The organism is Acidaminococcus sp., from assembly GCF_050873445.1.
In the GTDB taxonomy this organism is placed as follows: domain Bacteria; phylum Bacillota; class Negativicutes; order Acidaminococcales; family Acidaminococcaceae; genus Acidaminococcus.
Genome location: NZ_JBNMIU010000029.1, coordinates 1 through 19439, shown reverse-complemented (window position 1 = coordinate 19439; position 19439 = coordinate 1). Strand labels below are relative to the sequence as shown.

The following is a 19439-nucleotide window of genomic DNA, read 5'->3' as shown; positions in this document are numbered from 1 at the left end:
TGCCGAAGAATTGAAACTGCTTCAAGAATAGGAACAGCGACGGGATTGGCTCAGAGTAGGGAGAATAGAATGATTGCTACAGAGACAAGGCTTCGTAAGATTTCGGAACTCCGTTATCTCAATGCGGATAATGCGGATCGGTACCGCTGTATCATGCGGGCCTTCTATGAACAGTATGAAACAGGCAAGTACTGGCTCTATGAAGAAGACATCTATCAGCTGCTGGTTTCAGAGCCTTATTTCAGAGAGTATCAGGAGGAACAGTGCCGGCAGGATTTGGCAGCACTGATGGAATGGAAAAATCTGGAGGTAGATCAGGATACCCGCAATGCCAGGACCATCGACGAATTCAAAAATCGGAGATACCGATATCAGTTGTCTGCTACCAGTGTGGAAATCGAACGATTCATCGAACATTTGGAAAACCTCCATGTGGAAGGATCTTCTCTGGAACCGTCCCTGCTGGAACGGATCCGGCTGGAAGTGGAACAGTTTCCATCCATGCTGCAGGAACCATCGGAAAGCGTCTATACCTGGTGGAATGATCTGAACAGTGATTTCAAACGGCTGAACCAGAATACCAATGATTATCTTCGGGACTTGAATAGCATAAAGGCTGAAGAAATGATGAAAACCCAGGCTTTTCTCCTGTTCAAGGATCGGCTGATCGAATATCTGCGGAACTTTGTACGCAGTCTTCAAAGCAATGTGGGAATCATTGAGGAAATCCTGGCTGGATTGGAAACGGATCTGGTAGAGCAGCTATTGGAAAAAACGGTCGAATACCATTTGTCCATTCCCCGAATGGAAGTGGAAGTGAACCGGCAGCAGCTGCTGGAACTGGCTCAAAGACGATATGGGAGCATCCATAACTGGTTTGTGGGCCAGGGAGGCGGAGAAAACGAGGCCGGAAAACTTTTTGACCGGACCAATGACATCATCCGGCGGATTACCCGTTATGCAGCCCAGATCAGTGAACAGAACACCCTGGGAGTGAATCGGAGAGAAGAGTATCGGAAAGTGGCGGAATTGTTCCTGGATTGTGGAGATCTTTCTCAGGCACACTGCATGGCAGCCGCTGTTTTTGGACTCGAAAAGCCCCGGCATCTCCGTTCCTGCCAGTCACGGGAAACGGACAGCTTGAACAGCTCTGTCTATGAGGAAGTGCCGCTGGAAGTACTCCTGCGGAATCGGCAGCGGAGCGGACGGGAGAAGGAACATCGTTCTCCGGTGCCGGATACATCAGCCCAGAGAGCCAGGGTCTTGCGGGAAACTCGAAAGAAGATGGAAAAACAACAGAAAAAACTGGCAGCGCTGGAAAAAGATCATCGTATCCAGTTTGCAGCTCTGCCTGTCTTAGAACCGCAGGTACGGGAAACCTTGCTGCAATGGGTTTCTAATGGTCTGGAACACGGCGATCATCGGGGGAGGACAGAAAGCGGTCGCAGGTATCGTCTGGTACTGCATCCGCAGCAGCCGCCCTGTGTCCTCCATTGCCTGGATGGAAATCTGACTATGCCCGCCCTGGAACTGATCTTTGAAGAGGAGTGAACAGATGCAGGAAGAACTGGAAGCCTTGCTGAATCAGCGCTGGATCACCAAAAGGCAGAATAAAAAATTGTATTATCAGATTCGGGATCAATTGGGGGAAATCAGGAAATTCACAACCGAAAAAATGGGTTGTTCCATTTTGGAAAACTCCCTGCTGGTCAAAATGGATAAAATACCGGTACAGCCTCAGCCTTTTATGGGAATCAGGGAGTTCGCATCCCGGGAAGAGTATGCTTTTTTCTGCGTACTTTTGATGTTTCTGGAGGATAAGGATCCGGGGGAGCAGTTCATCCTTTCCCAGCTGACAGAATATGTGAAGACCCATATGCCGGGAGCTGCTCCGGATTGGACCAGTTATACCCAAAGACGGCGTCTGATCCGGGTCCTGCGATATGCTGATAAACAGGAAATACTGGCTGTAACAGACGGCAGTGATGAAGTGTTCATGAATGGGGGCGAAGGCGAGGTTCTGTACGAAAATACGGGGATTTCCCGGTATTTTATGCGAAATTTTACGGTGGATATTATGCACTATACCCGGCCGGAACAGTTCTTCCAGAGCCAGTGGCAGGAAATGGGGGAGGACAGGGGGATTGCGCGTCGGCATCGGGTGTACAACCGTCTGCTCTTCTCACCGGGTGTCTATAAGAGCGAAGGTATCCCGGAGGACTTTGAGTATCTGAAAAATTATGGGCGGCGGATGGAGAACGAACTGGAAGAAAAGTTGGGATGCCGCCTGGATATCCATAAAGGCAGCGCCTATTTGATAGAAGGAGAGGACAGCCGGCTGGGGGAAACCTTACCAGGCCATACGGTTGCCAGTGACTGCCTCCTGGTAATCAGCCGGTTGATCCGGGAAAAAGTGGGGCAGGGTAACTTGCAGCTTCGGGAAGATGAAACCATCCTGGTGGACCAGCTGGCATTCGAAGGACTCCTGCGGGAAGCCAGGGAGCAATGCCTGCCTTCACTGACCAAGAATTATCGGGATATGACAGAAGGAGAATGGTTCCGGGCAATGGAAGAAAACATGGAGCAGTGGACCATGCTCCAAAAAATTCCAGAGCAGCGGCAGATCCTGCTGATGCCTATTTTGGGCAAAATAGAAGGCCGATATCCGGACTCCGGAGAAGCGCTGGAACAGACAAATCGCCGAAAACGGAGAAAAAGGAGAAAGGCATGAGCAGCAGATGGCAGGCTAATAAAATCGGATTGATCAACTTTTGGTATTATGATGAGCAGGAATTTCCTTTTGTCAAAGGGAAAATGCTGCTGCGAGGTTCCAATGGATCAGGAAAATCGGTGACCATGCAAAGTGTGATCCCGTTGCTGCTGGATGGAGATATGAGCCCGGAACGACTGGATCCGTTCGGCTCCCGGGATCGGAAAATGGCCAGTTATCTGCTGGAAGAAGGTGATTCCCGGGAGGAACGGACCGGATATCTCTATCTGGAATTCAAACGGGAAGACAGTCCTACCTATGTGACAGTGGGAATGGGAATCCGGGCCCGGCGTGGACGGCCTCTGGATAAATGGTATTTCGGTATCCAGGATGGCCGGCGGATCGGAGTGGATTTCCAGCTGTACAAGGATCAGGGAGATAAAATCACTCTTTCCCGGCGGGAACTGGAAAATCGGATCGGTGAGGGCGGACAGGTGTTCTCCCGGCAGGCCGAGTATATGGCTTATGTGAACCGGCAGATTTTTGGGTTCAATACGCCGGGACAATATCGGGAGATGATCAATCTGCTGATCCAGCTGCGGACTCCGAAACTTTCCCGGGATTTCAAACCTACCGTTATCAATGATATCCTCAGTGATTCTCTCCAGCCCCTGTCCGATGATGATCTGCGTCCCATGGCGGAAGCCATCGAAAATATGGATACCTTGCAGTTGAATCTGGAAAAGCAGAGAAAAGCCTATACCGCAGCGCAAAAAATCGGACGGGTCTTTGGAGCCTATAACCGGAAGAACCTGCTGGAAAAGACTTTTGCACTGGTTGCCTGTCGCCAGCAGGCCGGACAACTGACAGAAAAACTGGAAAAGAACCGGAAAGAACTGGAAAGACAGGAGGGACTCCATGGGCAGGCCCAGGAGGAAAAAGAAAAACTCCAGCTGGAAAAGAAAGTACGGGAAGCCCAGAAAGAAGAATTGAGCCTGAATGATGCTTTTGCCTTAAAAGAGAAGAGCAATGCTTTGGCTGAGCAGGAAAAGCAGCTGCAGGAACGGCTGCGGGGAAAAAAGCAGCAGGAAGCAACGAAACAGCAGAGAGAAGCAAAGCTGAAAGCTTCAAAAGAACAACAGGATCAGGAGCTGCAAAAGATGCTCCAACAGCAAAGCATACTGCTGCAGGAGATGGAAGCACCGGCACGGACCATGGGCTTTGAAGAGCATGCTTTTTTCGAAGGGGAATTCCAGAGCCTGGGTCCACTGGATACCTCTACCCATCGGCTGCAGGTGAGGAAAACGGAAGAAACCCTGAAACAGGGGACTGTGCTGCTGGATCGAATCCGTGTAGTGCAGAAGGAACTGGATGGACAGCTCCAGAAACGGGACCAGCTGCAGAAAAAAAGCGACCAGCAGGAGCGGGCTGTGCGAAACGCCCAGGAAAATCTGGAGCAGACAATTTCGGAATGGAAAGAAAAATTGTTTTCCTGGAAGGAAAATTGCCGGGAACTGCCGGTGACCCGAGAAGAGTGTGCAGGATTTGCCAGGGCCATGGATGCTTACAGCAGAGAAATGGACTTTTCATATCTGACTCAGCAGGTACAGGGGAAAAAGAACCAGCAGTTCAGTGTACTGGAAGTGCAGCGGAATAAACTGCAGGCAGAACAGGAAAACCAACTGGCGGAGAAACAAAAACTGGAACAGGAACAGCTGGAATGGGAAAACCGGAAAGAACCAGAACCGGAACGAGAGGAATGTGTCCTGCGAAACCGGCGTCGGCTGGCCAGGATGGGGATTTCCTGTCAGCCTTTATATCAATTGCTGGATTTCCAGCCCCAGGTACCGGAAACAGTCTGCAACCACATTGAAGAAGCCCTGTTTCGGATGGGTATCCTGGATGCTCTGGTACTTCCGGCAGAGGAAAGAGAACGGGTTATGAAACCGGTGGCCGGACTGGCAGATCGGTACCTGTTCTGCCAGAAAAAAGTCCAGGGAAGTACGCTGCTGGATGTCCTGCAGCAGGAAGAGCATTCACCGTTCCAGGAACAGACCCGTGAATTACTGGCCAGCATCGCCTGGAATGGTACGGGAAGTACAGCACTGCGAGAAGATGGCTCTTATCAGCTGGGACTGGTGGAAGGAACCGGTACGGGAGAATACCAGGCCGGACTCATCGGAATCCAGGCTCGGGAAGCGCTGCGCCAGCGAAAACTCCAGGAACTGGAAGAGCAGCTGGCCATTGTACAGGCAGCACTGGAAAAACGGCAGAATGCCATTCTGGATATCCAGAACCGGGAGACGCGACTGGAAGATGAAAGTCAGCTTTTCCCCCGGGAGCAAGGAGTCCGGAAAGCCTGGGAAAATCTGGAGGAACAGGAACACATCCTGGAACGGCTGTCAGAAGAACGACAGGAACGGGAGCAGGAAATCCGTGGACTCCATGATTCTATCCAGGACAAACAGGAAGAAGCCCGGACTTTGGCCGGGAAGTTATATCTGCCCTGTGATTATGCTGCCTTTGTCCAGGCCAGGGAGGCCTGTATCCAGTATCAGCAGCTGCTGACCCGGCTGGAAGGACTCCATGGAACTGTGATGAAGAGTGCGGAACGTCTGCAGGATCTGCAGTCACAGCTCCGGGATATCTGTCAGGATCGTCAGATGGTGGAAACGGAAGCGGCACGGCTCCAACTGGAAGAGGAAAAAGTACGGAAAAATCGGGAAAACCTGGAGACACAGCTGGCACTGACCAACTATGCAGAAATCCGGGAAACTTTGGATGCCTGTCTCCATTGGCTGGGAACGTATGAAGAACGGCTGGAAGAATGTGTCCGCTGGATTGATGCTGCCGGGCATGCAGTGGAACAACTGCAGCAGGAACAGCAGGAATTTTTGCAGGCACAGGCAGCCCTGCAGGGGAAAATGTACTTTGCCCTGCAGGTATGGCAGGATGAACTGGCTCTGGGATATCTTCCGGAACTCCAGGAAAAAGAAGAATGGACGCCGGAACAGGTGAAACAGCTCCTGGGGAAAACAAAAGAAAATAACGGAAATCTGATTGGCAGTCTGAATCAGGTGTTCTATGAAAATAACGAATATCTCAGCGATTATTTCCTTCAATTCCAGCACCTGTTTACGGAACAGGAGAAGCAGCGTCAGGAGGGCTGGCCTGAAGCCCAGCGTCTGAATATCACTGCCAAATATCAGGGAAACCGAGTAGCTTTTCCCAAACTTGAACAGTACCTGGGCGAAGAAATCCAGCATCTGGAAGGATTGATCCGAGATCAGGACAGGGAACTGTTCGAAGATGTCCTTTCTAATACGGTGGGACGGAAAATCCGCAGCCGGATCTACGAATCCAGGAACTGGGTCAATCAGATGAACCAGCTCATGGGGCGAATGGATACTTCCAGCGGTCTGCGGCTGCATCTGCGCTGGAGAGCCCGTACAGCAGAAAATGAAGACGAATTGGATACGGCTGAACTGGTGGAACTTTTGAAAAAGGATTATCGGGTCATGCGGGAGGAGGAAGCCCAGAAACTGAATGCCCATTTCCGTTCTAAAGTAGCCAGGGCCCGTCGACAGGCCGCTGACAGCGGAGGTGAAATTACCTTCTACCAGGTAATGAAGGAAGCATTGGATTATCGGAAATGGTTCGAGTTCCAATTGTTTACCCAAAAAAGCGGGGAAAAACAGAGAGAACTGATCAACAGTGTGTTTGGAACCTTCAGCGGCGGGGAAAAAGCCATGTCCATGTACGTTCCTCTGTTCTCGGCCGTGGTGGCCCGTTATCAGGCAGCCCGGGAGGATGCACCCCGGCTGATTGCACTGGACGAAGCTTTTGCCGGGGTGGATCAGCGGAACATCCGGGATATGTTCAAATTGATGAGCGAATTCCAGTTCAATTTTATCATCAATTCCCAGGTACTTTGGGGAGACAGTGATACGGTGGATGGGCTGGCCATTTACCAGCTGCTCCGGCCCGATAATGCTAAATTTGTCAGCGTCATGGCCTATCGCTGGGATGGAAAAGTGCGGCATGTACTGGATTCAGCCAGGGAGAATGAAACCGTATGAAAACCCTAGAAGCATGTCTGGCCTATTTTTCTGAGAGTCCGGTTTTTTATCGGCTGCTCCGTGGGTTTTATGAAAAAATGGAATCTTATGGGACTTTTGGAGGCTCTGTACAGGTAACATTTCAGAATCCGGAGGAACGGGAAGCTCTGGAAGGATTCCTGCAGAAAAATTATCAAGGGAAAAGAAAAGCCATGGTATCTGCCAGACAGTTCAGCAGAGCGCTGGCAGAAAGCCGTTTTGCTGCTGTGGCTCCAGAACAGATCCTGCAGCAAAGATTTGGTACATTGCCCATTTCCCGTCGGGAACAGCAGGAGAGAATGCAGCAGGCATGGACGGATTTTTGGAAGAAATTGCAGCAGAGTTCAAAAGATTTACTGGTGCAGCAGTGGGTAGCGGATATACTGGGAGAGCAGCCGGCTGGGAAAGATTTTTATCCTGCTTTGAAACGGAGCTGGAATCAGGGAAAACAGAATCGATTCCAGGATCGGGTGGAGCAGTTTGTCCAGATTCTGGAAAATCTGCCGTCCCGTAAAGAAGGGCACTGCTCTTTGGCATTGTTCGCAGCACGGCTTACAGGAAATCCTCATGGATTTGACAGGGATCAGGAAGGGGGACACGATCTGGAAAAGATCCTTTCCTGGTATGCAGCGCAGCAGGGAGAAAAAGAACAGCATTCTTCGCCAGTGTCTTTACGCCGGCAGCAGCTGCTTTTTCGGGGAGGTCTGCTGGTAGATGAAATTTCCAATGCAGTCACTTTGTATGGCCTTCGGGCTTTGGATAGAAACGGAAAGCCCCATCCAGGGATGGACGGGTTTACGGAACTTCGGGAACCGGTCCAGGTCCCTCTCCTTGTGCTGGCAGGCTGGCGGCAGGTCCAGTGCTTCGGACTTCAGGCATATATGGTGGAAAATCCTTCGGTATTTGCCATGCTGGCCAGGGGAAGAAAAACTGTGATATGCGGGAATGGTCAGCCCAGACTGGCACTGCTCCAGTTGCTGAAACTGATGGGGCAGGCAGGGATACACATCCTGTATGCAGGAGATCTGGATCCGGAAGGGCTGCTCATAGCCCAAAACTTGAAAAAAAGTTATGAGGGCCCTTTTTCATTTTGGCATATGAGTGTGGAAGATTATCAGTCCAGTAATCCCCGGAAGGCTGTTTCGCCTCGGAGATTGAAATTGCTGGAGCGAATTACCGATCCAGAACTTCTGCCGGTGGCAAAACTGCTCCGTGAGCGGAAAAGGGCCGGATATCAGGAAAACATTCCGGGATTATGGTCAGAAATGGGAAAATGATTCCCGGCTGTACAGAGTTGTGCTGTAATATAACCAAGGAGGTGGATGGCGATGGCTCTATATGCACTGGGAGACCTGCACCTGGCTTTTCAGCGGCCTGACAAGAGTATGGATGCCATGGGTCCGGTGTGGGTCCATCATGAAGATAAAATCTGGAAGAACTGCTGCCGACTGGTGAAACCCGACGACATCCTGGTCCTTCTGGGAGACCATTCCTGGGGCCGGAAGCTGCCGCAGTGCCAGAAAGATCTGGAGTTCATTGCTGCCCTGCCCGGCCGGAAGGTTTTGCTTCGGGGCAACCATGACATGTTCTGGGAAGCCCAGAAAACGGATACGCTGAATCAGCGGTACGCCGGGAAGCTGTTCTTTTTACAGAACAACTTTGCTGCCTACGGGGACTATGCATTGGTGGGTACCAAGGGCTTCACATTTGAGGGTCCGTTTCTCATCAACCGGTTTACCGGTGAAGTACTCAGCTGGGATGAGGAAGCCGAGAAGCATGCACGGAAACTGGTGAAACGGGAAGCGCAGCGGCTGGAGGAATCTTTTGAAAAGGCCAGGGCAGCCGGATATAAGAAATTCATCCTGTTCCTGCATTATCCTCCTACCAATATTCTGGAGGAAGATAGTATCTTTACCCGCATGGCGGAACAGTATGGAGCCCAGCAGGTGGTTTACGCCCATTGCCATGGGGAGAATACTTTTGATGACAGCTACAAAGGAGAACACAACGGAGTCTTTTATCGGCTAGTTTCCGGAGATTACGTAGATTTTGTGCCCCAGAAAATTTTGGACTAAAAAAATCCAACTTTTTTTGAAAAAGGGGTTGCAATTTACCGACTTCCCGGTTATACTATAGAAGTGCTCTCGAGAGAAGCAAGAAACAATCGAGAGATTACTCCGGGATGGTGTAATGGTAGCACAGGAGATTCTGGATCTTCTAGTCTGGGTTCGAGCCCTAGTCCCGGAGCCATTTTTTTATCTGTGGGAAGATGGCTATGGGGAGACAAAAAAGGAACCTTGCGTACCACGGGTGCCTGTGGGAAGCGCCGGGGCGGCCTTTGAGCAGTCTTTAACATGCGCTTCATTACAACTCATTATAGGAAACTTTAAGACACTTAGGACATGTGTTCTAGGTGTCTTTTTGCATTGCTATCACACATAGAAACACAGGAAACTAGATTCTTAACGTCTTTCTGTATAACCAAAAGGGGGTATAGTTTATCGAAAAGATAGCAAAAGACAGCCTTACAACACCCCTTCAATTGTTCTATAGGTGTTGTGTGGATCTGGTCATCGGCTGCACTTTGCCGGACGTGGCACTGGTCATACTTGTGACGGTCCTGGTGCAGAAGAAACGGCGGACGTAAAAAACTTGACAGCAGGTCACTGTCAGCGTATACTAATTAAGTAACCTATTGCAAGGTTCATGGCGCCATGGTCAAGCGGCTAAGACGTCGCCCTCTCAAGGCGAAATCACGAGTTCGATTCTCGTTGGCGCTACCAAGGTTTATACGTGGGAATCCCGTGCGGGCCAAGTGTTCGTGAGGAAGTTACTGCATAACATAAAAAAGGCTGTCGCATCTGCGGCAGCCTTTTTCAATTCATGGAGAAGGAGAGAGAGCAGATATGAAGAAGGGAACAATCACAGGCATCCTGCTGGCGGCGCTGTCTCCTGTGTGCCTGCTGGCTCTGGGCACCGGACAGGTACCTGTACCCCTGACCCATCTCATTGGCGGCAATCTGACGCCCCTGGAGCAGAATGTCCTGTGGAACCTGCGCCTGCCCCGGCTGCTGCTGGGCCTTGGCACGGGGGCGGCTCTTTCGGCTTCTGGGGCGGGCCTCCAGGGCCTTTTCGGCAATCCCCTGGCTGATCCGGGCATCCTGGGGGTTTCCGGCGGAGCTTCCCTGGGTGCGGTGCTTCTGCTGCTCACCGGACTACCGGCTGTGAATTACCTGTTCCTGCCTTTGGGTGCTTTTGCCGGGGCAGCGCTGGCTTCATTTTTGGTGGGACTGCTGGGCCGGGGCGAGGACAGCAATGAACGGGTGAGACTGCTCCTGGCCGGGGTGGCTGTCAGCCTGTTCTGCGGGGCCTTGACAGCAGGGCTTCTGAGCTTTGCTCCCGATGCTGTCATGCGTCAGTACTTTTTCTGGACATTGGGAAATCTGGGGGTGGGCACCTGGCAGCAGGCAGCAATCCTGCTGCCTCTGCTGTTGATGGTGCTTATCGTCCTCTGTCTGTGGGGTCGGCCGCTGAACCTGCTGAGCTTGGGAGAGGAACAGGCTCTTTCTCTGGGGCTGGATGCCCCGCACTGGCGGAAACTGGTGATGGGCTGGATTTCTCTGCTCATGGGCCTGGCTGTATGTGCCGGCGGGAATATCGGGTTCGTGGGGCTCATCATCCCCCATATGCTGCGGCTTTTAACAGGTCCTGACCATCGGAGCCTGTTGCCTCTGAGTGCTTTGGGCGGCGCTCTGTTCCTGGTGTTGTGTGACAGCCTGGGACGGGCCCTGCTGCCGGGAGGTGAGATCCGGGTGGGCATTGTCACGGCTCTCTTCGGGGCACCTTATTTTCTGTGGCTGCTGCGCCGACGGGGTTGACAGCATTTCGTATAATGAAAGGATAAGGAGGGTGATATCCATGCGTAAAGATTTTGGTGCCAAACCGGTGACGTATCCGCAGCCGGTGTATATGATCGGAACCTATGATGAAAATGGGAATCCGGATGTCATGAATGCGGCCTGGGGCGGGATTTCCAACGATACGGAGATTTCTTTCTGTCTGGCCCGCACCCATAAGACTGTAGCCAACTTAAAGAAGAACGGGGCCTTTACCGTGAGTATGGCTACAGAAGACCAGCTGGCTGCCTGCGATTATGTGGGCATGGTTTCCGGGAACAAAGTGCCGGATAAAGTGTCCAGGGCCGGTTTCCATGTGGAAAAATCCAGCCGGGTGAATGCTCCCATCATTGCGGAACTGCCCGTGGTGCTGGAATGCAGAGTGAAAAGCTATGATGAGAAAAACGAACGGCTGGTGGGCGAAATCGTGAATATGAGCGCCGATGAGAGCGTGCTTACTGACGGCAGGGTGGATCCGGCCAAGCTGCGGCCCCTGGTGTTCGATGCCATGAACCATACGTACCTGGTGGCTGCAAAGACCGTGGGCAGGGCCTTCGCCCATCCGGAAGCACCGGGGAAAGAGTAATCCTTGAAAGGGAGTGTGCAATCATCTTTCACACTCTTTTTTTTATTGTATTCTCTTGAATAACGCACAATATAGTGATATAGTATACACTATATTAAGGAACTACTCACGAATAGTGTGCAATAAAAGGAGCGATGACAATGGATAAATCCAAAGCATACCTGCTGTGGTTCGAACAGCTGGAACGGAAAGACGTGGACATCGTAGGAGGAAAATCCTCCTCTCTGGGCGAAATGACCTCCAAGACTGACGTGCCCGTGCCTTATGGATTCGCTACTACGGCTTACGCCTACCGGTACTTCATTAAGGCTACTGGTCTGGAAGAGCGGATGCGCAGTCTGCTGGCCAGCTTGACCAATGTGGACGACAATGACCAGCTGAGCAGTGTCTGCGCACAGCTGCGGGCCGCCATCATGGAACAGGAAATGCCCCAGGATCTCCAGGATGCTATCCGCAAGGCTTATGCGGAACTGGCCGGGAAAATGGGAGAAAAGGCTCCTTACGTGGCCGTACGTTCCAGTGCTACCGCTGAAGATCTGCCGGATGCCAGTTTTGCCGGCCAGCAGGATACCTATCTGAACGTGCAGGGCGCCGATCAGGTCATCGCCAAAGTGAAGGAATGCTACGCTTCCTGTTTCACTGACAGAGCCGTGTACTACCGGGAAAAACAGGGCTATGATCATCTGTCCCTGGCTTTGTCGGCGGTGGTGCAAATGATGGTGTTCTCCAAGGCTGCCGGTGTTATGTTCACCGTGAATGTAGCCAATGGGGATGATAAGAACATCATGATTGAAGGGGCATGGGGCCTGGGCGAATACGTAGTCGGTGGCGTAGTGACGCCGGATACCTACATCGTTTCCAAGGACGACATGAAGATCCTGTCTGCCACCGTGAACGAACAGGATGTAATGCTGGTCCGCAAACAGGGCGGCGATACGGAAGAAATGCCGGTGCCGGAAGCGGACCGGAAACGCCAGACTCTGACCAACCAGCAGATCATGGAACTGGCCGGGTATGCCAAGAAAATCGAAGCCCATTATGGCTGCTACATGGATATGGAATGGGGCATTGACGAACGGGATGGAAAAATCTGGATCCTCCAGGCTCGTCCGGAAACGGTATGGTCCCGGAGAAACAAGGAAAAGAAGGCGGAGACTGTGAAGGAGCCCCAGCAGAGTGCAGAGAATGCCAAGGTCCTCCTGAAAGGCCTGCCGGCCAGCCCGGGCATGGGCTATGGCAAGGTCCATGTGATTGCGGATCCGAAGGACATCGATGAATTCCAGGACGGGGAGATCCTGGTCACTGAAATGACAGCTCCTGACTGGGTGCCGGCCATGAAGAAGGCCCAGGCCATTGTCACCGACAGCGGCGGCATGACCTGCCACGCTTCCATCGTCAGCCGGGAACTGGGCATCCCCTGCATCGTAGGGACCAAGAGCCAGGGCAAGGCTGCCACCTCCGTGCTGAAGAACGGGGAAGAAATCACCGTGGATGCTTCCAATGGTGTAGTGTTCGCCGGAAACCTGCAGGTGAAGAAGGCGGAAGCCGCTGCAGCTCCACAGGCTGCTGCCGTGGTGGCTCAGGAAACTTTCCCGGTGACGGGTACCAAAATCTACATGAACCTGGGTGATCCGGATCTGGCTGAGAAATACAGCAAATTGCCCTGCGATGGTATCGGCCTTATGCGGGAAGAATTCATCTGGACCACTTATATCCATGAACATCCTCTGTATCTGATCAAGACCGGTCATCCGGAAAAAGTGGTGGATATGCTGGCAGAAGGGTTCCGCAAGGTGTGCGCAGCTATGGCACCCCGGCCGGTTACTCTGCGGTTCAGCGATTTCAAATCCACGGAATACCGTGACTTGAAGGGCGGGGAGGAATTCGAACCCCATGAACCCAGTGACCTGCTGGGCTGGAGAGGTGCTTCCCGGTACTATGATCCCAAATATACGGAAGCTTTCCGGCTGGAATGCAAAGCTGTACGGAAGGTGCGGGAAGAATACGGCCTGAAGAACCTGAACGTGATGATTCCCTTCTGCCGCACGGTGGACGAAGCCCGGAAAGTGGTGGAAATCATGGCGGAAGAAGGACTGCACAGAGGACCTGACTTCAAGGTATGGCTCATGGCAGAGATTCCGGCAAATATCATCCTGGCTGACCAGTTCAATCAGTTTGTGGATGGATATTCCATCGGTTCCAACGATCTGACCATGCTGATCCTGGGCTGTGACCGGAACAACGACGGCATTGCCCATCTGTTCGATGAACGGAACCTGGCCGTGCGCCGGGCCATCCGTCATCTGATCGAAGTGGCCCACAAAGACGGCAAGACCGTTTCCCTGTGTGGCCAGGCCGCCAGTGTGTACCCGGATTTCGCCGCCTTCCTGGTGCAGAGCGGCATCGACAGCATGTCCGTGAACCCGGATGCAGTGAAGTTCACCAAAAAAATGGTGGCCCAGGTGGAACAGCGGCTGATCCTGGATAAGCTCACCGGACGGGGACGGAACCTAAATGACGCCGAACTTGCCTGGTAATTGTTGCAAAAAAGGGGCTCCTTGCATGGAAGCCCCTTTTCTTTTATAATGGAAACAGAATCTTTCGGAAGGGAGATGAGTCCCATTCCTCTGAGTGAAAGACAACGGAAAATCGCTGAAATCGTGCGTCAGGAAGGTCCTGTGGCGGGAGAAACCATTGCCCGGGAACTGGGGCTCAGCCGGGCCGCTCTCCGGTCCGACCTGGCCATCCTGACCATGAGCGGCATCCTGGATGCCCGGCCCCGGGTGGGCTATTTCTATACTGGCAAGAACACCCTGGGCCTGCTCCAGGAGGAACTGTCCTCCATTACGGTGGAAGACATCAAAAGCGTCCCCATTGTGGTCAGCAGCGACAAAAGTGCTTATGACGCCGCTATCACCATGTTCCTGGAAGATGTGGGTACGGTGTTCGTGGTGGAAGGACCGGAAGGTCTGCTCTACGGGGTGGTTTCCCGGAAAGACCTGCTGAAGGCAGCCATTACTCCCGGTTCGGATCTGCATCAGCTGCCTGTGGCCATGGTGATGACGCCGTTCAGCAAAATCGTCACAGCCGTTCCGGAGGAACCGGCTGCCTCGGCAGCCCGGCGGCTCATGGACAGCGAAATCGACTGCCTGCCCGTAGTGCGCCAGGTGGGGGATGATCCCCGCAAACTGCAGCTGCTGGGCCGGGTGACCAAGACCAACTTTACCCGTCTTCTGGTAGAGCTGGCAGAAGGGAAGGGAGGAACCTATCATAGCTAAAGCACCGATTATCTATGCCATTTCAGACTCCATCGGCGAAACGTCGGAATCGGTGGTGAAAGCCACCACCAGCCAGTTCGTCCAGGAGAAATTCGATATCATCCGGGTACCTTACGTGAAGAGTGTGGAGCAGATCAACAAGATCCTGACGGAAGCCAAGGAACAGAATGCGATTGTGTGCTACACCATCGTTTCCCCGGAAATGCGGGAAGCGGTGGCACAGAAAGCCATCGAACTGGATGTGGAAGTGGTGGACATCCTGGGCCCTGTGTTGAAAGCCATCGAAAAGACTTCTGGCTTGTTGCCCAAGAACCAGCCCGGCCTGATCCATGCCCTGGACCATGAATACTTCAAACGGGTAGCGGCGGTGGAATTCGCCATCAAGTACGATGACGGAAAGAACCCCTGGGGCCTGGCCAAGGCTGATCTGGTGATCATCGGGGTATCCCGGACTTCTAAGACGCCGCTGTCCATGTACCTGGCCAATAAACAGCTGAAGGTGGCCAACGTTCCTCTGGTGCCGGAGATTCCACCGCCGGAAGAACTGTTCAAGGTTCCTTCCAGCCGGATCATCGGCCTGCTGATCGATCCCTTCAAGCTGAACGAGATCCGTTCTGCCCGGCTGAAAGCCATGGGCCTCACTGATGGCGCTAACTATGCGGATATCCACCGGATCCAGGAGGAACTGGAATACGCCCGGGCCATCATGCAGCAGCTCCATTGCATGATCATCAATGTGTCCAACCGGGCCATCGAGGAAACCGCCAGTCTGATCCTGGAATATCTGCGGAAACGGTTCGATTACGAATCCTGAAAACGGAGTTTTTTTGCCTTGTCAAGAGGAAATCCCTGTAAAAGCAGGAATTTCCTCTTTTTCGTCGAATAAGAATAATATTGCAGAAAGAACAGGATGAACCCCATGGATGACATGAAAGAGAAATTCGCCAATTTCAAAGAGCAGGTGCGTCAGGCAGCCGATCTGGTGAGTATCGTTTCGGAAACTGTGAACCTGAAGCGGAAGGGCAGCCGGTATTGGGGCTGTTGTCCGTTCCATGGGGAGAAGACTCCTTCGTTTACAGTGGATCCGGCCAAGGGTCTGTTCCACTGCTTCGGCTGTGGAGCCGGGGGCGATGTGTTTTCCTATGTGATGAAACGGGATAACCTGACTTTTCCCGAAGCCTTGAAACAGCTGGCAGGCAAATATGGCATCCCGGTGCCGGAAAGGGCCAAGACTGCCCAGGAGATTGCCCGGGAAAAGGAGACAAAGGAAGTACTGGAGGCCAATGACCTGGCGGCCCGGTTTTTCCATTCCTGCCTGGTGAATACCCATTACGGGCAGATGGGTATCCAGTACCTGGCCGGCCGGGGTATCGGCCGGGATATAATTGATTCCTTCGGCCTGGGCATGGCTCCGCCGGATTTTACTACTCTGGCCCGGGCCCTGGAAGGACGGGGCGTGAAGGATGAGGTGCTGCTGAAGGCTGGACTGGTGAATCGGCGGAAGACCAGCGGCGTCTATGATAAATTCCGGGAGCGGATTATGATTCCTATCCGGAATCCACGGGGCAAAGTGGTAGGTTTTACTGGCCGGATCCTGAATAAGGATGCTTCACCGGCCAAGTACATGAATACAGGGGAAACGGCCTGGTTCCATAAGGGAAACCTGCTGTTCGGTCTGGACCGGGCAGCCCCGGCCATCCGGAAGCGGCAGCAGGCTCTGATCGTGGAGGGCCATATGGACGCTATCAGTCTCCATGCGGCCGGTATTGACTGGGCAGTGGCTTCCATGGGTACAGCGTTCACCGGGCACCAGGCGGCGCTGCTGAAACGACTGGCCCCGGAAGTGGTGTTCTGCTTCGACAGCGACCGGGCCGGCCGGGCAGCGGCCATGCGATCCATCCCTCTGGCACTGCGGGCCGGGCTGAAATGCCGGGTGATGCATGTGACTGACGGCAAGGATCCGGATGAATTCATCCAGAAGGAGGGCCGGGAAGCTTTCGAAGAACTGCTGAAGAACGCCAGACCCGGCATGGATTATCAGGTGGACACCACCCTGGCAGCCTGTGATACGGAGACCCTGGGAGGCAAGGTGGAAGCAGTGGCCAGGGTACTGCCCTTTTTCCTGGACTGCTCCAGTGATGTGGAAGTGGGCGAACGTATCCGGGATCTGGCCCGGCGGCTTTCCATCGATGAGGGACTGATCCAGAGCGAATACCGGAAGCTGACCCATCAGGGTGAGGGAAAGAAGCCTTTCAATCCGGAATGGCTGACCCAGAAGCAGGTAAAGCTGACCAGCCCTACGGAACAGGCCGAACGGCTGGTGCTGCGGGCTTTTTTGGAGGGCATCCCGCCCCAGCCGGGGCAGGAGGGCATTGCCAGCCTGGAGGCTTTTACTACGGCGGCTCGGCAGGAAATCTTCCGGGTGTTTCTTCAGGCTGTGCAGCAGGGAACACTGCAGGATCCCAGGGATCTGTTCGCCGGATTGGGACAGGAGGCCCAGTCCGAGCTGACCCGGATCCTGAGCCTGAATGTAGAGCCGGATACACTGCCTTCCATCCTGACGGACTGTTTGAGCCGACTGCAGGTGGCAGCTCTGGATAAGGAATATGAAAAACACAGCCAGCTGGCGGAAAAGTATGAAAAAGAGGGCAATGAAAAATTTTTGCAGGAATTAGAGGAATGTCGGCGAATAAAAATGGAGATAGGGAAATTAACCAGACTGGTCCAATGACGGGTGTGGATGATTTTTCTCATTTGATAGAAAGGAGGGAACGCCCCAATGACTGAAAAAGCAAAGAAAGAATTGGAGCCGCAGGTGTCTCAGAGCGTGACATCGAAAGAAGGACAGAGTGAGGCGAAAACCACTACGGCGGGTAAGGCCAAGGCTGTTCCAAAAAAGAAGAAGGCGGCAAAAACCACGGGAAAGGCGGGTTCAGCAACGAAGAGCAGGAGCAAGACGAGTAAAAAGGATAAGCCCAAGACCGCGGCGGAGTATTTAGCCGAGTTTGAAGCGCTGGCCAAAAAGAACCACGGCGTTCTCACCTATAAAGAGATCCAGGACCGGCTGCAGAATGTAGATGATGTATCTGTGGATCAAATGGATGCCATCTATTCCAAACTGGCTGAAAAGAACATTGAAGTGGTCGATGATGGTTCTGAAGACGAAGAACCGGACAACATCGATGAAGATGAACTGAAAGTGGACGAATCGGAACTGGCCAACCTGTCCGTTCCGGAAGGGGTCATCGTAGACGATCCTGTCCGCATGTACCTGAAGGAAATCGGCCGGGTGCCTCTGCTGGCCGGGGATGATGAAATCAAACTGGCCAAACGGGCCGATAAGGGGAACCAGGCCAAGGCTATTCTGAAGGGGGACAAACCTGACGGAGAATTCGAACCGGTGAACAAACGGCTGTCCGTGGGCAAACTGCTGGAGCAGGCCAATGATTTGCTGACCAGGGAAAGCGTATGGGTGGATAACCGCAGTGTTTCGCTGGCCTACAAGCGGGCCCAGATGCTGGCCAACACGGACCATGTGCTGGACCATGACCAGTATCAGGATCTGATCACTGCGTTTACCATGGATGAAAAGAAGCGGCTGAACCGGCTGCTCCAGGAAAACAAATACAAAGTGATGCACAACGTGAAGACAGTGGATATCCCCAAGGGCGAGGAAGCTGACAAGAGCTACCTGGGGACTCTGCAGGAACTGTTCACGGTGATCGAGGACAAGGCCGCTCATCAAAAGGCGGACGAGGAAATCCAGAAGCAGATCGAGGAAGACAAGAAGAAGTTCACCCGCTTACTCCACCGCATGGAATTCTGCGGAGATAACGCCAAGAAATGCCTGTCTGAAGCTAACCTGCGCCTGGTAGTCAGCATTGCCAAACGGTATGTGGGCCGTGGGATGCTGTTCCTGGATCTGATCCAGGAAGGAAATCTGGGGCTGATCAAGGCCGTAGAGAAATTTGATTATAATAAGGGCTTCAAGTTCAGTACGTACGCCACCTGGTGGATCCGGCAGGCCATTACTCGTGCCATTGCTGACCAGGCCCGGACCATCCGGATTCCGGTGCACATGGTGGAAACCATCAACAAGCTGGTGCGGGTATCCCGCCAGCTGCTGCAGGAACTGGGCCGGGAACCGACTCCGGAAGAAATTGCCAAGGAAATGGATGTGCCTGTGGAACGGGTGCGGGAGATCCAGAAAATCGCTCAGGAACCGGTATCCCTGGAAACTCCTATCGGTGAAGAAGAAGACTCTCATCTGGGCGACTTCATCGAAGACCAGGAGGCACCGTCTCCGGCGGATGCTGCTTCCTATACCCTGCTGCAGGAACAGCTGGGGAAGGTACTGCAGGAACACCTGAGCGCCCGGGAACGGCGGGTGCTGGAACTGCGGTTCGGCCTGCTGGACGGGCGGACCCGTACCCTGGAGGAAGTGGGTCAGTATTTCGGGGTCACCCGGGAACGGATCCGGCAGATCGAAGCCAAGGCCCTGCGCAAATTGCGGAGCCCGAAGCGGAGCAAACCGCTGAAGGAATTCCTGGAATAATTGACAGGGATTTGCTTTCTGTTATATAATTCTTACATTGGGCCTATAGCTCAGCGGTAGAGCCCCCGGCTCATAACCGGTTGGTCCTTGGTTCGAATCCAAGTGGGCCCACCAAACCTTCACCATGCGAACTTCCTTCCTCTTGAATCCATAATGGGTTCAAGAGAAGGGAAGTTCTTTTTTGGTTCTTTGTCAAATGTTGGGGCGAATTTCAAATCATCCACCATTCATGGACGTGAGCATTTTTGCTTACGTCCATCTTTAATTTAGTTTTACCTTAGACAACAGTAATATCCTTCCTCGAAATCGTTTAAAGT

General features: G+C 53.0%; 12 protein-coding genes and 3 tRNA genes. All 15 read left to right on the top strand.

Annotated elements, in window-relative coordinates; genetic code table 11:
* The first annotated feature begins 69 nt into the window (after nucleotides 1-69).
* A complete protein-coding gene (locus tag ACR0QW_RS06405) occupies nucleotides 70-1551 on the top strand; it encodes a TIGR02677 family protein (protein ID WP_432642876.1) in 1482 nt (493 codons plus the stop codon).
* Nucleotides 1552-1555: 4 nt separating this feature from the next.
* Nucleotides 1556-2731: a TIGR02678 family protein gene (locus ACR0QW_RS06400; protein ID WP_432642875.1), complete on the top strand. Its 1176-nt coding sequence runs from the start codon at nucleotides 1556-1558 to the stop codon at nucleotides 2729-2731.
* The gene (locus ACR0QW_RS06395; RefSeq protein ID WP_432642874.1) at nucleotides 2728-6789 is read left to right on the top strand and encodes a TIGR02680 family protein; all 4062 of its coding nucleotides are present in this window, start codon (nucleotides 2728-2730) and stop codon (nucleotides 6787-6789) included. The genes ACR0QW_RS06400 and ACR0QW_RS06395 overlap by 4 nt, the downstream gene beginning before the upstream one ends.
* A complete protein-coding gene (locus ACR0QW_RS06390; RefSeq protein WP_432642873.1) occupies nucleotides 6786-8084 on the top strand; it encodes a TIGR02679 domain-containing protein in 1299 nt (432 codons plus the stop codon). Before ACR0QW_RS06395 ends, ACR0QW_RS06390 begins: the two co-directional genes overlap by 4 nt.
* A gap of 51 nt (nucleotides 8085-8135) precedes the next feature.
* Nucleotides 8136-8882 carry a metallophosphoesterase gene (locus ACR0QW_RS06385; RefSeq protein ID WP_432642872.1) on the top strand — a complete coding sequence of 249 codons (747 nt, stop codon included), beginning with the start codon at nucleotides 8136-8138 and terminating at the stop codon, nucleotides 8880-8882.
* 101 nt (nucleotides 8883-8983) lie between these two features.
* Nucleotides 8984-9057 (top strand) — tRNA-Gln (locus ACR0QW_RS06380).
* Nucleotides 9058-9515: 458 nt separating this feature from the next.
* Nucleotides 9516-9590: transfer RNA gene (locus tag ACR0QW_RS06375), tRNA-Glu, on the top strand.
* Nucleotides 9591-9713: 123 nt separating this feature from the next.
* Nucleotides 9714-10685: a FecCD family ABC transporter permease gene (locus ACR0QW_RS06370; protein WP_432642871.1), complete on the top strand. Its 972-nt coding sequence runs from the start codon at nucleotides 9714-9716 to the stop codon at nucleotides 10683-10685.
* 40 nt (nucleotides 10686-10725) lie between these two features.
* Complete coding sequence (locus tag ACR0QW_RS06365; RefSeq protein ID WP_432642870.1) at nucleotides 10726-11289, top strand: flavin reductase family protein; 564 nt, start codon at nucleotides 10726-10728, stop codon at nucleotides 11287-11289.
* A 140-nt stretch (nucleotides 11290-11429) separates the two neighbouring features.
* Nucleotides 11430-13826, top strand: a complete 2397-nt coding sequence (gene ppsA / locus ACR0QW_RS06360) for a phosphoenolpyruvate synthase (protein WP_432642869.1) — start codon at nucleotides 11430-11432, stop codon at nucleotides 13824-13826.
* Between the two features lie 75 nt (nucleotides 13827-13901).
* The gene (locus tag ACR0QW_RS06355) at nucleotides 13902-14567 is read left to right on the top strand and encodes a helix-turn-helix transcriptional regulator (RefSeq protein WP_432642868.1); all 666 of its coding nucleotides are present in this window, start codon (nucleotides 13902-13904) and stop codon (nucleotides 14565-14567) included.
* Nucleotides 14560-15381, top strand: a complete 822-nt coding sequence (locus ACR0QW_RS06350) for a pyruvate, water dikinase regulatory protein (protein WP_432642884.1) — start codon at nucleotides 14560-14562, stop codon at nucleotides 15379-15381. Before ACR0QW_RS06355 ends, ACR0QW_RS06350 begins: the two co-directional genes overlap by 8 nt.
* 105 nt (nucleotides 15382-15486) lie before the next feature.
* Nucleotides 15487-17298: a DNA primase gene (gene dnaG / locus ACR0QW_RS06345; RefSeq protein ID WP_432642867.1), complete on the top strand. Its 1812-nt coding sequence runs from the start codon at nucleotides 15487-15489 to the stop codon at nucleotides 17296-17298.
* Nucleotides 17299-17346: 48 nt separating this feature from the next.
* Entirely contained in the window at nucleotides 17347-19122 is a 1776-nt protein-coding gene (gene rpoD, locus ACR0QW_RS06340; protein ID WP_432642866.1) for an RNA polymerase sigma factor RpoD, read from the top strand.
* 39 nt (nucleotides 19123-19161) lie between these two features.
* Nucleotides 19162-19236, top strand: a tRNA-Ile gene (locus tag ACR0QW_RS06335).
* Nucleotides 19237-19439: the final 203 nt, after the last annotated feature.

Coding starts and splice junctions, on each gene's coding strand:
- ppsA (WP_432642869.1), top strand. CDS start 11,430: ATGGATAAATCCAAAGCATACCTGCTGTGGTTCGAACAGCTGGAACGG.
- rpoD (WP_432642866.1), top strand. CDS start 17,347: ATGACTGAAAAAGCAAAGAAAGAATTGGAGCCGCAGGTGTCTCAGAGC.
- ACR0QW_RS06385 (WP_432642872.1), top strand. CDS start 8,136: ATGGCTCTATATGCACTGGGAGACCTGCACCTGGCTTTTCAGCGGCCT.
- ACR0QW_RS06405 (WP_432642876.1), top strand. CDS start 70: ATGATTGCTACAGAGACAAGGCTTCGTAAGATTTCGGAACTCCGTTAT.
- ACR0QW_RS06355 (WP_432642868.1), top strand. CDS start 13,902: ATGAGTCCCATTCCTCTGAGTGAAAGACAACGGAAAATCGCTGAAATC.
- ACR0QW_RS06390 (WP_432642873.1), top strand. CDS start 6,786: ATGAAAACCCTAGAAGCATGTCTGGCCTATTTTTCTGAGAGTCCGGTT.
- dnaG (WP_432642867.1), top strand. CDS start 15,487: ATGGATGACATGAAAGAGAAATTCGCCAATTTCAAAGAGCAGGTGCGT.
- ACR0QW_RS06370 (WP_432642871.1), top strand. CDS start 9,714: ATGAAGAAGGGAACAATCACAGGCATCCTGCTGGCGGCGCTGTCTCCT.
- ACR0QW_RS06400 (WP_432642875.1), top strand. CDS start 1,556: ATGCAGGAAGAACTGGAAGCCTTGCTGAATCAGCGCTGGATCACCAAA.
- ACR0QW_RS06395 (WP_432642874.1), top strand. CDS start 2,728: ATGAGCAGCAGATGGCAGGCTAATAAAATCGGATTGATCAACTTTTGG.
- ACR0QW_RS06365 (WP_432642870.1), top strand. CDS start 10,726: ATGCGTAAAGATTTTGGTGCCAAACCGGTGACGTATCCGCAGCCGGTG.